This is a genomic window from Brevibacillus nigriterrae (genome assembly GCF_049846925.1).
In the GTDB taxonomy this organism is placed as follows: domain Bacteria; phylum Bacillota; class Bacilli; order Brevibacillales; family Brevibacillaceae; genus Brevibacillus_H.
Genome location: NZ_JBNCMT010000016.1, coordinates 30,842 through 46,514, shown reverse-complemented (window position 1 = coordinate 46,514; position 15,673 = coordinate 30,842). Strand labels below are relative to the sequence as shown.

The 15,673-nt window shown below is 41.1% G+C and carries 20 protein-coding genes; 18 read left to right on the top strand and 2 right to left on the bottom strand.

The genetic code is table 11. The features are described from left to right. Positions 1–30: 30 nt before the first annotated feature. Both ACPW7N_RS13340 and ACPW7N_RS13335 read right to left on the bottom strand, forming a co-directional pair. Positions 31–783, bottom strand: coding sequence for an anti-sigma factor (locus ACPW7N_RS13340; RefSeq protein WP_425651591.1), 753 nt, complete (start codon positions 781–783; stop codon positions 31–33). 2 nt (positions 784–785) lie between these two features. After that, positions 786–1,352: an RNA polymerase sigma factor gene (locus tag ACPW7N_RS13335; RefSeq protein ID WP_425651590.1), complete on the bottom strand. Its 567-nt coding sequence runs from the start codon at positions 1,350–1,352 to the stop codon at positions 786–788. A 115-nt stretch (positions 1,353–1,467) separates the two neighbouring features. Here ACPW7N_RS13335 and ACPW7N_RS13330 point away from each other — a divergent pair, with 115 nt between their 5' ends. From ACPW7N_RS13330 to ACPW7N_RS13245, 18 genes are all read left to right on the top strand, one after another. Next, complete coding sequence (locus tag ACPW7N_RS13330; RefSeq protein ID WP_425651589.1) at positions 1,468–2,373, top strand: copper homeostasis protein CutC; 906 nt, start codon at positions 1,468–1,470, stop codon at positions 2,371–2,373. Positions 2,374–2,726: 353 nt separating this feature from the next. Further along, a complete protein-coding gene (locus tag ACPW7N_RS13325; protein ID WP_425651588.1) occupies positions 2,727–3,032 on the top strand; it encodes a hypothetical protein in 306 nt (101 codons plus the stop codon). A 200-nt stretch (positions 3,033–3,232) separates the two neighbouring features. Then, entirely contained in the window at positions 3,233–3,820 is a 588-nt protein-coding gene (locus ACPW7N_RS13320; protein WP_425651587.1) for a sigma-70 family RNA polymerase sigma factor, read from the top strand. 224 nt (positions 3,821–4,044) lie between these two features. Beyond that, entirely contained in the window at positions 4,045–4,485 is a 441-nt protein-coding gene (locus ACPW7N_RS13315; RefSeq protein WP_425651586.1) for an ArpU family phage packaging/lysis transcriptional regulator, read from the top strand. A gap of 25 nt (positions 4,486–4,510) precedes the next feature. Beyond that, complete coding sequence (locus ACPW7N_RS13310) at positions 4,511–4,939, top strand: hypothetical protein (RefSeq protein ID WP_425651585.1); 429 nt, start codon at positions 4,511–4,513, stop codon at positions 4,937–4,939. Positions 4,940–5,074: 135 nt separating this feature from the next. Continuing rightward, positions 5,075–6,700 (top strand): phage terminase large subunit, encoded by a 1,626-nt coding sequence (gene terL, locus ACPW7N_RS13305; protein ID WP_425651584.1) that lies wholly within the window; start codon positions 5,075–5,077, stop codon positions 6,698–6,700. Positions 6,701–6,713: 13 nt separating this feature from the next. Then, positions 6,714–8,246 carry a phage portal protein gene (locus ACPW7N_RS13300; RefSeq protein ID WP_425651583.1) on the top strand — a complete coding sequence of 511 codons (1,533 nt, stop codon included), beginning with the start codon at positions 6,714–6,716 and terminating at the stop codon, positions 8,244–8,246. Further along, positions 8,212–9,672 carry an HNH endonuclease gene (locus tag ACPW7N_RS13295; RefSeq protein ID WP_425651582.1) on the top strand — a complete coding sequence of 487 codons (1,461 nt, stop codon included), beginning with the start codon at positions 8,212–8,214 and terminating at the stop codon, positions 9,670–9,672. The genes ACPW7N_RS13300 and ACPW7N_RS13295 overlap by 35 nt, the downstream gene beginning before the upstream one ends. A 24-nt stretch (positions 9,673–9,696) precedes the next feature. Continuing rightward, positions 9,697–10,200 carry an SMI1/KNR4 family protein gene (locus tag ACPW7N_RS13290; RefSeq protein WP_425651581.1) on the top strand — a complete coding sequence of 168 codons (504 nt, stop codon included), beginning with the start codon at positions 9,697–9,699 and terminating at the stop codon, positions 10,198–10,200. A gap of 100 nt (positions 10,201–10,300) precedes the next feature. Continuing rightward, a complete protein-coding gene (locus ACPW7N_RS13285; RefSeq protein ID WP_425651580.1) occupies positions 10,301–11,233 on the top strand; it encodes an XkdF-like putative serine protease domain-containing protein in 933 nt (310 codons plus the stop codon). 22 nt (positions 11,234–11,255) lie between these two features. After that, positions 11,256–12,155, top strand: coding sequence for a phage major capsid family protein (locus ACPW7N_RS13280; RefSeq protein ID WP_425651579.1), 900 nt, complete (start codon positions 11,256–11,258; stop codon positions 12,153–12,155). 23 nt (positions 12,156–12,178) lie between these two features. Beyond that, positions 12,179–12,391 (top strand): YqbF domain-containing protein, encoded by a 213-nt coding sequence (locus ACPW7N_RS13275; RefSeq protein ID WP_425651578.1) that lies wholly within the window; start codon positions 12,179–12,181, stop codon positions 12,389–12,391. Between the two features lie 63 nt (positions 12,392–12,454). Beyond that, on the top strand, positions 12,455–12,835 hold the full coding sequence (yqbG, locus tag ACPW7N_RS13270; RefSeq protein WP_425651577.1) for a protein YqbG: 381 nt from the start codon (positions 12,455–12,457) through the stop codon (positions 12,833–12,835). Continuing rightward, positions 12,835–13,182, top strand: a complete 348-nt coding sequence (locus ACPW7N_RS13265) for a DUF3599 family protein (protein ID WP_425651576.1) — start codon at positions 12,835–12,837, stop codon at positions 13,180–13,182. The genes yqbG and ACPW7N_RS13265 overlap by 1 nt, the downstream gene beginning before the upstream one ends. Next, positions 13,179–13,661 carry an HK97 gp10 family phage protein gene (locus ACPW7N_RS13260; protein WP_425651575.1) on the top strand — a complete coding sequence of 161 codons (483 nt, stop codon included), beginning with the start codon at positions 13,179–13,181 and terminating at the stop codon, positions 13,659–13,661. Before ACPW7N_RS13265 ends, ACPW7N_RS13260 begins: the two co-directional genes overlap by 4 nt. Positions 13,662–13,671: 10 nt before the next feature. Beyond that, positions 13,672–14,136, top strand: coding sequence for a phage portal protein (locus ACPW7N_RS13255; protein ID WP_425651574.1), 465 nt, complete (start codon positions 13,672–13,674; stop codon positions 14,134–14,136). After that, positions 14,114–14,341, top strand: a complete 228-nt coding sequence (locus ACPW7N_RS13250) for a YqzN/YkzM domain-containing protein (RefSeq protein ID WP_425651573.1) — start codon at positions 14,114–14,116, stop codon at positions 14,339–14,341. The genes ACPW7N_RS13255 and ACPW7N_RS13250 overlap by 23 nt, the downstream gene beginning before the upstream one ends. Beyond that, positions 14,341–15,672, top strand: a complete 1,332-nt coding sequence (locus ACPW7N_RS13245) for a phage tail sheath family protein (protein ID WP_425651572.1) — start codon at positions 14,341–14,343, stop codon at positions 15,670–15,672. The genes ACPW7N_RS13250 and ACPW7N_RS13245 overlap by 1 nt, the downstream gene beginning before the upstream one ends. The last annotated feature ends 1 nt before the right edge of the window (position 15,673 follow it).

Genomic DNA, 15,673 nt, shown 5'->3' with positions numbered 1-15,673 from the left:
CTGATGCCAGGATAATGGATCTTTAGATTGTTACGTTCCCAATACTTTTTTTCCACGAGGTTTATCGCCAAAGGTATCACTTTCCAGTGTAATGCCTATCCCATCAAATTGTACGGGTTCCTTCATTTCAAAAGTAAGTACACCATTTCCGAATGAATCGACACGGAAAACCCCCGCATTTTGCCTTGTTCCCTGATGAATCAGCCAAACCTGATATGCTTCCTCTCCTTTTGTTGCCGATAATCCTTGCAGATAAAGCACCAGTTTTTTCTTTCCGCCTTGCTCCATCAGCCATGCGTTGCCTTTTGCCTTGTTCAGTTCTGGATCAGCTGAAGACAAGTGATATACCTGTACGATCTGAGCCGGAAGTGATAACTGGCTTTCGATTGTCTGAAGTTGCTTTTTGAGCTCCAAATTACTCCAAAATGTGGAGCCTAGCGCAAGCAGCAGAGCCGCGACTGCCAGCTTGTTCGCATGCTTGGAAACCTTCTGCCAAACGGTTTTCCCCTTCCCTGAGACAGATGGTGTATGCTCGGTTTCTGCTTCTTCCTGTTGGAAGATCGTGCTCATTACTTCTTGTTTTAAATCAGCAGGTACTTCCACGTCCATTTTTTCTAACTCAAGAGGAATGGCTTGCCATGCTTGCTGTAGCTCTTCTAGTTCCTGTTGGCACGATAAACATGTATGTAAATGAATTTTCAGGAGATCCATTTCATTTTTGGGCAGTTCCTCGATCAGATAGCCTATCAGATGATTCGAATAATGACAGCTGCTGGTTCCCATGTTTATTCCTCCTTTACAAGAACCAAATGTTTACGTAATATTTTCAACGTTTGGTGCAGTCGGCTTTTTATCGTACCAATCGGTTCATTTCTCATCAAAGCAATTTCACTTAATGAGTAACCCTCCCAATAGAGAGACTCAATCAAGTCAATCTGGCTTTGTGTAAGAAACTGATAGGATTGCCTTATCTGTTCTCTTACCAGTTTTCGTGATACAACCTGCTCAGGATTATTATCCGTTCGATCAGGGATGTGCTCCCACTTTTCCGGTTCAATCATTGTGACGGTCTGTTCTTTCTTTTCTTTGCGAATGTGGTCAATGGTTATGTTGCGTGTAAGAGTGATCAGCCAATTAATAAATTGTCCTTTATCGGCATCATAGCCTTTTTCCGTTGTCCACAGTCGAGTAAATACCGACTGTACAATGATCCGGGCGTTACCTTCATCTTTTAGCGCCTTCAAGGCAAAAGAGTAGACCAGCTTGATGTACCGGTCATATAATTCCTCCAATGCCGGACGATGTTTTTGCATCACGAGGTGCATGAGCTCTCCATCCGTTTTTGTCTTCATGAGAAAAGGCACTCCCTCTTTCCAGCTCTCTCACTATAATAAACGTTCACTTGGGTACTACGGTTTTTGTTTTAGATTGTAAGGCGTCAACAATTGTTTGGTAAAGAGAATTTTCTTGAAAAAGAGGACGTGCTTCCTGGTGAAGCTACTTCGACAGGTGCACGAAATTCAGATGAATAATAAAATAGAAACGAACTGCGAGTTCATTTCTCAAGCCGAGCAAGATATACAGATGGTGGAGCCCCTTATGGGTAATTTCAGGATGAAGATTGTGATTGTAACGACAGATTTCGCTGATAAACATCATGAATTTGTAATAATGAGGAGTGGGTATATGATTGAAATTATTGCAACAACACCGGATGATGCATTGTGTATTGAAGCTTGTGGAGCAGATAGGATAGAGCTTATCAGTGCATTTTCTGAAGGCGGACTGACTCCAAGCTATGGAATGATAGAGAAGGTTGTGCAGGCGGTCAAAATTCCTGTAAATGTTATGATAAGGCCCCATGCTAAATCCTTCGTATATTCAAAAGAAGAAATAGATGTAATGAAAAAGGATATAACTGTAGCAAAAGAGCTGGGCGCAAACGGAGTTGTATTCGGGGTTCTGAATGAAAGAGGGGAAATATGTGAAGAAAGTATTAAGGAATTGATAGAACTTTGCAACGGACTAGATATAACCTTCCACAAGGCTATTGATGAACTGTCTGATATTCTATATGGGGTGAAGGTAATTTCCAAATACCCTCAGATAAAAACAGTGCTGACATCAGGAGGAAAAGGAAGTATAACAGAAAATTCTCCTATCATAAAGGAAATGATAAAAAGCTCAGGTCATATAAATGTCATGCTAGGAGGGGGCCTGAACTTTGAGAATGCTAAACAAGTAATCGAAGAAACTGGAGCTTCGGAATATCACTTTGGGACTGCGGTGCGATACAATAAATCTGTCTTTGGTGATATTGATAAGACGCGACTTAAGGACCTCATTGAAAGATTGAACACATTTGCGTGTTAATAGATAAGCTATTTCAATATTGGTTTTGTGCTTATGCACATTCCGGTGAGCCTTATCATAAGTAACAGATAATTTTTCGAATTTTGTTGGCTGAATAGATTCAGTGCGATTTTCACAGAAAAATATGAGATGTTCAGCAAGGATCTTTCTAGTTGGAGGTCTGTTTTCTACTGTCTGGAAAAATGATACAAATTTGATATTTATTTGAGTTTGTTATGAAATACAATTTTAATTCCAAGGTGTTAAGATAGTAGTGTAAAAGATGGTAGATAGATAATTGTTAATCCAAATTTCCTCTATTTTTCAAGAAGTAGTATCTCTTAATATCGTTAAGAGAGTGAAGGGATGTCAATATGATCGATCTCAAAGAAATGTACTTAGATATGGTGCAAAGTAAGAAGTACATGAATACTACGAAGAGTACATTGTTAAAAGAATTGAAGATACAAGCTATTGAAATTGGATATCTAGAAATTGTATTTGATTTTTTCCTTGACATCCAAGGGTACGATTTATCTAAGGAAACGTTACGTAAAGTGTACAGGATCATGATGGAGCACTTTCAAAACAATGGTGAATGGATATCTACTGATGAAGCCAAGTTGACTAAGACATGGAGTATAGCAAAACAAAAGATAAGACTAATAAAAGAGTTCTAGTTGAATGTCTATCTCTTAAAGTACCTAAATAGGTACTTTTTTTATTGTAAAAAATGAAATTGGGAAAATATTTAATATCAACATAAAATAGGATAAAATAAGAACAACTGTTCTGAATTAGGATATTTGTTCTTGGATTTTTATTTATCAATTTACTTAGGCGTGCCAAGAATCGTGCCAAATCTAGGGGGAGCTAAATCATGATTAATCAACAGGAGAACAAAAGCTTGGACAGCTTAGTTCAACAGTTCATAGATAAGGTGATTAGTTTTGAAGATGTTCTGGCCGCTATGAGAAAACAAATTCATTGTATTACCTGGAGGGCGGCAAACGCCTTTCAACGATATAAACCAGTGTATGATGTGAAAGACTATGAAACCATTGTTTTGTTTGCACTAGTAAAGGCGTTGGAAAAATGGAATCCTTCAAAGGCAAGCTTTGCCACTTACTTTGAGAAGGTGGCTTATACTGCATTAAACGATGTTCGAAAAGAGATGAGCGCATTATCAAGACAAAGTAATCTGGATACATTTAGTTGGGAGTTTGACATCGTAGCTGGAGAATCTGTAGATATATCTTATGATGATAAAGGTTATAAACAATCCGAATTTTGGATGATGTATCATGAGTTGGAGTTGACAGAACGACAGGATGTCATATGCAAGATGATTATGCAGGGGTATAAAAGTAAGGAGATTGCGTCACATCTTGGCATCTCGGAAGGAGCAGTAAGCATGACATTAACAAGGCTTCGCGATACGTTTAAGGAATTTACAGTGGCTCCCTAACAAGGGTGCTTTTTTTGGTAGAACGACTCTGCTGTCGCCTTAAGGCTCGGCAATCGCCGAGTTTTCTAATGATTATTATTTTAGATTGTTAAGAATAAGAGAGATTCTTCCTATATTGGTTATGTAAGGGAAGTATACACCGCAAGGAGGAGTGAAAAGGAAGCTTTGTGTTTGACGCAAAAGTAACACTAGTTTGTAGTGATAAAAATAGGGGGGGTTGCAGTTTGAATCAAGCATTGGCTTTTTTACTACCAAAAATTAATCATGCAAGCACGATGAAAAATGTAAAAGTGGCATTAGATCTGGCAAGAGATTTTATTTGCATGGGCTTTCATCCAAAAGTAGAGGTAGGAACAACGGCTGGATATCAGCTTGTTCTCAGATCTGAGACAAATCAATTTCACAGTAGTACAGAGAGTGCGGCAATCAAGAATGCTGATATTGAGCGAATGCGATCAGAGCATGTGAGGAACGTGTTAGAGGCTGTAAATTCTCTGCCGAAAAAGGAACGAGAACTAATCATGGTCCGATGGTTTGGTGATGACGATATGACAGACATCGAAACATACATTCAACTGGATATGACACATGCAACTTATTATCGTCTTCGATCACGTGCATTTAATAAATTGGCCCATGCTTTGAAAATTGAGGTATATGAGTAATAGCAGCAGGAGAGGAGTGATTACCTTGAATAAAAAGGAATTGCTGCCGGAACAAAGAATAGCAATCAGCTATTTAGCTTTGCCAAAGGAATTGCGTCCAACTCTAGCAAAAATAGCGAGGGAATGTGGGACTACAAAAAAAATCATTGAAGAATGGAAAAATGATGATTTTTTTCTCGAACAGTTAAAAAGAGAGATGATCAAGCAAACCACTGATAAGTTGCCAGATTTGTTGAATAGAATGCCTGAAATAGCGATTGAGCAAGGAAATGCTACGATGGCGAAAACTTTTCTGCAAGCTCATGGTCTTCTTACAGAGCAGGTTCACTTAATGAAGCATACAGGGATGGCTACTTGGGACACCGAGGCAATTAAAAAACGTCTTGAGGAGTATAAACGTAATCGAAAAAAGGTGACAGAGGGTCCATCCATCAGTGATGATACGAAAGAGTAGGGATAGGAGGGAGATGTTCTGGCATGGATTCATAACCGTTGGGTCAAGCGAGAAGAGCGGGAGGAAATCATTCATCACTATTACGAGCTGATCGATGTGATGGCGGAGAATGAACACGTAAGCAAGGAGGAGCTAGTGGAACTGAATGCCTTGCTAGATGAGTTGGAACGATTGGAGAGGATTCATCGAGCGGAGGTAGACCTATTATTTTTTGCTCATGAATACTTTGGAGATGTATACAATCCGGGAAATAGCGGTAATTGGATACCTTTGCCGATAGAAGATGCACCAGAATTTCACCATGAGCTTTGTAATATGATGAATGTCATTTCTACCAAGCAACCTAATGGCAAGGTGTGTTGGGCAGCTCCGAGAGGTCATGCGAAATCGTCTTATTTGTCCAAGACATTTCCCATTCACCAGGTTTGTTATCGTAAACGTAAATACACGATCATCATATCAGAAACACCTCATGTATCTACGGCAAACTTAGCTTGGATCGCTGATCAGTTAAAACATAACGAGAAGCTGCGAAATGATTTCGGCCCATTGTTATCACCAAAGAAACAAACGAATGATAAAGACAACTCCACTGAATTTATCGCATGGCAGCCAGCCGCTGATAAAGGACGACATATGCTTTGCAAGGTAGAAGCAGCATCTACTGGAGAAGCTCTTCGAGGTCGAAACTGGGATGCTACCCGACCCGATCTGATCATATGTGACGATGTCGAAGGACGAAACAATACTGAGACACCAGCAAGCAGGAAAAAGCTGCGTGATTGGTTCGCTCAATATGTTATGCCGCTTGGTGATCCTTCTGGTAAGAAAACAGCGTTTATTTTTTTGGGAACAACTGTTCATTATGATTCCTTGCTTTTATATGTGATGAAGGAGTATACAGACTTTACTTCGCGATTATTTAAGGCACTTATGAAATTCCCCGATCGGATGGATTTGTGGGAGGAGTGCAGGCGGATTTATAAAAACAAAGAAAATCCTCATTGCGTTACGGAGGCAGAAGACTTTTATCTTGCGAATAAAGCGGAAATGGATAGAGGAGCGGTTGTTCTTTGGGAGAAAGTAAAACCTATTTGGGAACTTATGACTTGGAAGTGGAACAGGGGCTCAAAAGCATTTCATACAGAGTATCAAAATGAACCTATAGATGAAGAAAACCAAGTGTTCAAGCCTGAACGCTTTTTTTATTGGACTGATACAGAGCCTCATCGTGAATTTAGCCAAGTGGAGTATGACATCTATTTTGGATTAGATTTCGCCATGGGTAAAAAACGCGGAGATTATTCAGCGATGGTAGTCATCGCGAAGCACCGTGAAACAGGAGTCATTTACGTAATTGATACTTTTATCGAACGAGCTGCTCCTGATAAATTTATGGGCGTTATCGTAGATCGAGTATTGTTTTGGCAACCAGTAGGGATAGCAGCAGAGGCCCAGATGGCACAGGAATTCTTTGTACACAAGCTAAAACAAGCTCTGATTGAAAAAGGGTACCCAGCTAAAACAAGAGTTCATGAGATACACCAACGTACTCGCAAAGAGCTCCGCATCGAGTCTATGCTCTCGGATATTGAAAATACCGCTATTCGTTTTAGTCGCCGCCATATGACGTTGTTAGAAATGTTTGAAAAATACGGTACTGGTTATCATGATGATGGACCAGATGCTTTGGAGATGGCAGTAAGTATCAGCAAAAAAGCCAAGAAAAAACAATCGCGTACGCGAAAACATCTGTATTGAGGGAGGAAAGTAGATGAACAAGGTTAATGTTCGTGTTATTAAGTCACAGCAAAATCAAATTTCGAAAGCCGAGGGTAAAACTGCTGTCGAAGAAGAAAAGTACCATCGTTTTTACCAAGACAATGATTTGATTGAACTTCCTTATTCACCTGAGGATCTGTATTCGATTTATGATAACAGTACAATTTTGAAGCAATGTGTAGAGACATACAGACGTAATATTGTAGGCTTTGGAGCAACGCCAAAATATGTAGAAGATGAAACCAAAATGGAAGAAACTCCAGAAATGAAAGCGGAATGGGACTTTCTGAAATCATTTATAAAACACTTCAACTTCGACCAATCGTTTGAAGATGTTTTAGGGGAAGCCATTGAGCACAGGGAAATTTATGGAAATGCCTATTTAGAAATTTTACGAAACGGCACGGGCCGTCCAGATGGTGGCGAGATCGTCGACCCGACGTATGTACGTCTGACAAAGTTGGGGGAACCCGTTAATGTTACCTACATGCGAGACGGTAACATATTCTATCGAAAAAAACGGTTTCGAAAATACGCTCAAAAAATAGGAACACGCAATGTTTGGTTTAAAGAGTTTGGTGATCCGCGCAAAATGGACAGTCGTACCGGGGAGTATGTTTTGGAAGTAGAACCTGAATTTGAAGCAAATGAAATGCTCCACTTGAAAATTGGCAGCGGAACGTATGGGGTGCCAAGATGGGTAGGACACTCTATTCACATGACAGGCGCGCGTAGGGCAGAAGAATTGAATTATCGTTATTTTGAGAATGGTCGCCATACACCAGCGGCTATTATTATTTCAAACGGTACATTGTCTGAACAGAGTGAACAAGCCTTGGCCGATTATGCATCATCTGTCGAAGGTACTGAGAACGCTCATAAGTTTCTGCTCATTGAAGCAGAGGGACTGGAGAGGGAAGTGGATGGAAAAGCAGATAAAGGCGTCAAGATCGAGCTGAAAAGCCTGGCAGATATGTTGCAGCAGGATGCGCTTTTTCTGGAATATGACGAAGCTTCACGGAAAAAAGTACAATCTGCCTTCCGTTTGCCGGATATCTTCGTCGGCCGTTCAACGGATTACAACCGAGCTACAGCAGATACCGCAAGAAAATTGACGGAAGATCAGGTGTTCAAACCAGAGCGCAATTCATTGGAGTTTATTATTAACCACAAGTTATTGGCTGAGTATCAACTGGCATCCACGATTCTATACTTCCGAGGACCAGAGATTAGTGATTCGGAAGAGAAAGCGAGATTGTTGGATGTCTATGTGAAAGCAGGCGCGGTAGCCCCTAATGATTTACGCGAGGAAGTAGGTAGGGTGATCGGCAAGGAGCTTGAGAACTTCACGGATGCCAAGTTCAACCTGCCAGCAGGAAATACGGCAGAATCAGGGGCTGGCTCAGATGCTGCTGTAGCAGTAACCAAATCTGAGGATATGATTTCAGTACTGAAGGATGTCAGGGATGTTTTAGAGGAGGCGACTTTGATTGGAAAAGATCAAACGTCTACTAAAGGCTATTAAACGAATTATCAAAGGGGAAGACGATGAATTACTGGAGCAGTTGTCTGACTTTCCAAATTCAAAGGACATTGTGAATCTAGAAAGTGAATATGAAAAGAAGATTGCTAAACTCCTTCGAAAAGAAAGGAGTTTTTTTATTGGTCAAATTTCCGCTGACGTATCGGAAAAGACCACATTGGATGACATCTCCACCCACTTGAAAAAAGAAGTATTTGCTAGTGATGAGTTTGACAAAGAGATGGAAAAGGTGAACAAGACGTTTCTGGGTCAGGCAGTAAAGCATTTTTCCAAAACGATCATGGGGGACATAGATAAAGATGTTCCTTTTGTCGGAGTCTCCAAGGATGCTAATGATCGGATCAAAAACTGGTCAAAGGAACTTGCCACCCATGTGAAGGAGTATACTCACCAAGCAATAGAAAGAGAGTTGCTTTTGGAGAAAGCGACTAAAGGTTCGCCTGAAGCCTTTCTGCGAGTTTTGAGGAATCTTCCAGAGTTTGACCGTTCCCGCGCACGTACGATAGCAGTTACAGAGACCATGACGGCACAAGGAATAGCTGAGTGGGAGGCATATCGGCAATCTCCAGCGGTTAACGGGAAGACATGGCAGCATAGTTTATCTGGAGGGGGCATGAGCAGACCAGCTCATGTCTCTTTAAGCGGTACGACGATTGGAACAAATGAAGAATTTCAGGTGAATGGATATCAAGCGCAATTTCCGAGAGACCCTTCTTTGCCTGCGAGTGAGCGGGTGAGGTGTCGTTGCAGGCTCGTGCCTTCTATTGATCAGAGTGTGCTAAAGTTGCCTAAAGTAGAGAAAGAGAAGATGTTAAGGCAAGTCATTCAAGAATTAAAAGTAAAAGTTCCAAAGGATAATAATCAAGCTGTAGTTAGGGTTATTGATGGTGTTAAAAAAATTATTCCTATCGGTTATACAAGTTTGGAAGAATGCTTGAATAAAGTAGAGTCTGTAAAAGGATATGCTAGCAAGGAAGAGTTTAAAAAGACGATTGAAAATGTTGAAAAGTATTTAAATGATCCTACAAATAATCGTCCTTCCATTAAAAATCAATCAAGAGCAGGTACTGTTTATAAAGATGTAGAATTTGATATAATTGGTTTTCCAATATTTGATAAGTATTCCAAGTATGAACTACAATTAGAGGCAAAAAATTTTAAGTTAGATAGAGATGACCATTTCAAGATTTGTACACAAAAATTAAAAGAATCTATAGAAAGAGGAGAAATAGACAAAAGTAATTTTACTTCAGAACAACTTTCTGATATAGAAAAAGGCGCATCCAAAATATCAGGCCTAACATGGCATCATCATCAAATAGAAGGAAAAATGCAATTAGTGGATGAGGATTATCATGATGAAGCGAAGCATACTGGTGGAAATGCAATTTGGGGAAAGGGAAATTGAAATTTTTTTAAGGGGAGTAAATAGATGGATAATTCCAATAAGGTAAAATGGGATTCTAGAATTAATCCACCAACAATAACAGACATAAGAAATGTAGAAGAATTTTTTGACGTCAAGTTTCCTCAAGATTATATTTTATGTGTTTTAGAAAACCATGGTGGCAAACCCTACCCTAATCGTTTAGACATTGGTAGCAATGATGCTACATCATTCGGAGAGTTATTAACTTTTGATCCTACCAGTAAAATCTATATTCCGGAAAAATACAACAGGATTTCTGAAGAATTACCAGATGGAATCATTCCTTTCGCAAATGATCCAGGTGGAAATTATATCTGTTTTGACTACAAAAATGGAAAACAAGACGAACCAATTATTGTGTTCTGGGATCATGAACTCAGTGTATCAGAAGATGACCTTTCTGAAGAAGAACTTGAAGAAAAATCTCTTGAAGAATATCAACGGGAAGCGATTGTCCCTATCTGTAGTACCTTTACGGAATTACTGTCAAAACTTTATACAAAATAATAAGTATACGATTAAAATGATAAGCCTTCTACTCCAACAGAGTAAAAGGCTTTTTCTATACCCTAAAACCTTCAAAACTCCTTTGAAAGGAGGTGAAACTATGCCAAGACAATTAACAAACGCTTTTATTACCCATGTGTCCTATGTTGACAAAGCTGCGAATCGGCACCGTTTTTTTCTGCTTAAGTCAAATCAGCCGCCTGTGTTCCAAAAGGAAGTCAAAGTGTTAACCAAAGCCAGTGATGAGCAGAAGCTGGTATATGGGATCGTCTATCAGCCTGACGTGGTGGATTCGCAGGGGGATTATATGACCGCTGAAGAAATCGAGCAAGCTGCCCATCGTTTCATGGAAAACTATCAAAACATCGATAAGCAGCATAACTTTGAAGCTGGATTTGGAAAAGTGGTTGAATCCTATGTGGTGCCAGAAGATTTGGAAATAGGCGGACAAATCATTCCCAAAGGCTCCTGGGTACTGGTTACCAGAGCTTCCGATGATATCTGGGAAGAGATCAAAAATGGACATATCACAGGCTACAGCATGGGTGGCACTGCCGAAGTGATAACAGAAAGCTCAGAGGATGATGTCAGCATGATGAAAAGCTTCCAAACTGCTCAGAACTTTTTTCAAGGAAAAAAAGTTGCCAAAGAAGAGACAATCGGCAACATGTATGGCGAAGAACAAAAGCCTGTATTCTGGGGTGAGTTTACAAAGTTTGAAGACGTTTTTTCAAGTGAGATGCAGAAGGAATTTCCTGATGTGGAACAGCTGCGAAAAGTTGCACTTGATTTTGCGAACGTGCTGACGACGGTTGCAACCTGCAACGATTTATTGCAAGCAGTGGGAAAAAAGCCAAATGAACAACCTATTGCTAAGCAATTCCACGATGTGATTGCATCAGAAATTACGTCACTGCACGAACGCATTGGAAATTTAGAGAAAGCTCGAGGAATTTCCAAAGCACTTGAAACACAGGGGCACATGTATACACAGAAACAAAAATCTGTGTGGGATGGGCTTTTTAAGCTATAGAAACCAAGGAGGCACGGTAACAATGGGACTAACCAATAGACAAATTATCGAAAAAGCAGCAATGAGCCTATCTGATCTCTCTTCTGGCGGGCTGATGAGTCCAGAGCAATCCATCAAATTTTTCAGTATGATCCAAGCAGCTCCAACTCTATTAAAGGATGTTCGTCTGGTACAAATGAAATCAGATCAGATGAAAATTGAGAAGATTGGATTTGGCTCTCGCATTCTCCGTCCTGGTGCTGATAGTGCGGCTAGTGCCGGACCTGGAACGATCCAGCTTGATGCCAAGGAAGTGATGGCAGAAGTGCGTATTACCTATGATTCGCTAGAAAACAATATTGCTGGCAGCAATATGCAAGATGTCTTGATGCAAATGCTTGCCGAGCGTATGGCGATTGATTTGGAAGAGTTAGTCGTTAATGGAGACCCAAGTTCTTCAGACGCATTCCTCCAATTGCTTCCCGGCATTCGTAAACAAGCTGTTTCTCATGTCGTTGATTTTGCTTCGGCACAGCTTGATCGTACAGCGTTTAAGAAAGGGCATCTTGCCATTCCAGCTAAATATCTACGCAACCCGGCAGAGTGGAAATTCTATACCTCATACGCTGCTGAATTGGAGTGGAAAGATATGATCGCCGCTCGTCAGCCTGTGGCGGGTGATGGAGGTCCGTCAACGGTTTACGGTATTCCAGTAAAAGGAATTGCAATGCTGCAAAACTACGACAATGGCTCTGGAACAATCGTATCCGATATGCTGCTATGTCATCCTAAAAATATTGCAGTGGGTATCAACAGTGATATTCGAATCGAAGTGGAGAAAGATATTCGTGCGAGACAGTTCATCATCGTATTGACAGCCAAGATTGATGCGAAATTCGAGGAAGAAGATGCAGTGGCAAAAGTGATTAAGGTGAAGGCGTAAGAAAGCGGGAGGAGGTTGCAATCATGTGGGCAAAACTTGTACATGGGAAAAACTATTACGTTTTTGGCCTTCATTTTCATCATGGTATCCCGCAAGAGGTTGATAAAGACATTTATGATTATCTTAAAGGCAATCCGCAGTTTGAGATTGGAGACGGTTGCCCTGATGTGAATCACAAATCAATGGAGGCAGAACCTGTCCGTACTAGTCGCAAACGTCGATCTGCTAACCTCTAAGGTATATCACTCGCATTCGATCATTTGCCTCTACCTAGTCCAATGATCAAGTAGGTGAAAGATATGATTACACCGCAAGAAGTAATAGATTACACAGAATTCGATGTGGTCAAAAAAAGAGATCCACGCAAGCTGATGCAGGATATCATCCAGGCAAAACATGAAATCTATCAGTTCGTTGGTCATAAATTTGATAACACGAAGTACCTGACCATACCCGATGAGGTTGTTCTGGCATGCCTGAAACTAACAGAATTCTTTGCGCTGTATAACAGTGACGCATCCATTGCTAAGGGATACAAGTCAGAGAAAATTGGTGACTACTCTTATACAGTTGAGGACGGACCTGCCATGAATAAGCCAAGTCTAACAGCTTTGTTGGCAGATTACGTACAAGACGGTAAAAAAAGTGGCGATATTCGATTTAAAATGAGGTCGATCTGATGAGTTACGCAGGTTTACTTACTGATCGCTGCAATGTTTACCACCTGAAGCAGAGAAGCAGACCAAGTCTATATGGCATACCAAGCGAACCAGAGTATGATTACGATGCACAGCCTGATCTATTTGATGTCCCTTCCTATTGGGTATTGCGGGGAAGCGGAGAAGTTGTACAGGGAGAGCCGCATGCTAAGGTAGTAGAAAGCTATCTTGTTCATTTTGACAAGAGTGCGGATATTCGGCTGAATGACCGTGTGATTTTTAACGGCATAAGCTTTACGTTACAGATTCCCAGGAACATTCGCAATCACCATTGGGAAGTCGTGGCAGTAAGGGAGGAAATCCTTTGAGTGGGCGCTCCTATAATATTGACACATTTACGAAACGATTGGATCAACTGACCAATGGTGAACTGAAAAAAGAAATGTCAAAATGGCTTGCGAGCATCGGTTTTCAATTACTGAAAGAAGTGCAGCGTGAGATTATGCAAACAGGTTCTATTGATACCAGAAAGCTTCTTCATAGCTTTGAGAAAGGTAATACAGAAAATGTTTGGCAGATATCTCGCGGAGGTCTCACCCTTGAAGTAGGTACAAAAGTTGAATATGCAGGCTTGGTCAATGATGGCCATTGGCAAGAAAAGCGCTTTGTCCCTGGGGTATGGAAGGGAGAGCGCTTTATTTATGACCGTAATGCCAAGACAGGGATGATGCTTAAAGCGAAGTGGATCAAAGGTACCCATTATTGGGATGCGGCAGTCTCTATCATGGAGCATACGCTAGAGAATTCATTTGAGAGACTCATGCAACGTTTTCTAGATCAATTGTAGGAGGAGTCATATGTTTCAGGAATTGGGATCTGTGGTGAACTTTTGCTTGTCAAAATTCAATGCCAAAGTGTACACACACAATGTCCCTGAAGGAATGGTTATACCAGCGCTCTTCGTTCCACCTCCTGCTGTTGTGGATGGACCAGATACAACAATAACTTTTCAAAAAAGTTATACGTTGCCGATAAAAGTTTTTCATATGGACAATCACGAGGCTTATCTGGCAGCCGAACAAATTGCTGATGGCATCCGCTTCGCAAGAAATCTGGTTCCTATCCTTTCAGAAGATGGAAATCGAACGGGGCAATATCTGAGAATCTCTTTGTCCGAAGTGAAAATGATAGACGATGGAGTAGCACAGATAACCCTGAAATGGCGCAGCCGATACCATTACAGCAAAGAGACTTTTATGAAAATGGCGAAGTTTTATCTTCAGGAGAGGACGAAAAACGATGACGACACGAAAAGCACGTGATGGAAAAAAGGAAGGTGCATCAAGCAAACCTTCAGAGGATCTGGTGAAATACCCGATTGAGAGACTTCGTTCCCATGCTGCTCCATTATTCGGAGTTGCACTGGAGGTTTTTGACGGGGCTCTCTATGGCGTACAGGAAGCAGAACTAAGCAAATCAGAAGTGGAACAGAAAATCAGGGTGTTTTTAGAGAGGGAGGTTAACTAATGGCGGGCGGAACATGGATTGAAGGAGTAGACAAGGTAAGACCAGGGCTATATGTGAATTTCAAGGCAAAGGCTTTGGAGCGAATTAAATCAGCCGAACGCGGAACGGTTACGATGCCGCTTGTTTTGAACTGGGGGGCACCAAAAACGTTTCTACGTATTGAAACGGAAGGAGATGTCATGGCACAGCTCGGCTTTGACATCAACGCTCAGGAAATGCTGTTGGTTCGTGAAGCGAAGAAAAAAGCAAAAACACTGCTCATTTACCGTCTAAACGATGGTGAGAAGGCAAGCGCAACATTTGGAACAACTCCGAATGTGACAACAATTACAGCGAAATACAGTGGAACACGCGGTAATGATATCACCGTTTCGTCTGAGGTCGATGTTATTGATGCGACGAAAAAGGTTGTGAAAACATTACTTAAAGGTCGCGTGGTAGATGAACAAAAAGTAACCAACATTCAGGACTTAAAACAGAATGCTTGGGTGACCTTCTCTGGTACTGGAACTGTTCAAACCACGGCAGGAACGCCGCTTACGGGAGGAACGAACGGTACCGTAATCAGCCAGGATCACACCGATTACTTAGGAGCAACAGAGACTCAGCACTTTGATGTCATTGCGTATCCTTATGACGATCCAACGTTGAAAACATCTTTTGTGACATTTATCAAGCGTATGCGTGAGGAAGAAGGCAAAAAGATTCAGGGTGTTGTAGCTAATCATCCAGCTGATTACGAGGGCATTATCAATGTTGCTAATGGCGTGAAATTAAACGATGGAACACTTATCGATGCGGTCAAAGCAGTAGCTTGGGCAGCAGGAGCAACAGCGGGGGCTTCCATTGTCCACTCCAATACCTATACAGCGTATGAAGGCGCAGTGGACGCTAATCCTCGTTTGAAAAATAGTGAAATCATTGATGCCTTGAAGCAAGGCAAATTTGCTTTTATGCACGACGGTGTACGTGTGAAGGTAGAAAAAGATATTAACTCTCTCGTCACATATTCTCAGGAAAGAAATAATCGCTTCAGCAAAAACCGAGTGATTCGTGTATTAGACGCGATTGCGAACGACTTTGCACGCGTCGTAAACGAAAGCTATATCGGTAAGGTAGATAACAGCAAGGATGGTCATGCCCTTCTCAAGGATGCCGCTAATCAATATTTGCGTGCACTTCAAGATGCAGGTGCCATTCAGAATGTAGATTTTATTAACGATTTTGTAGTTGATCCGCAAAAATCTCTAGGCGATGAGGTGTACGCAACAATTAGTGTACAACCTGTGGACAGCATGGAGAAATTTTACTTTAACGTGGAGGTGCGCTAAT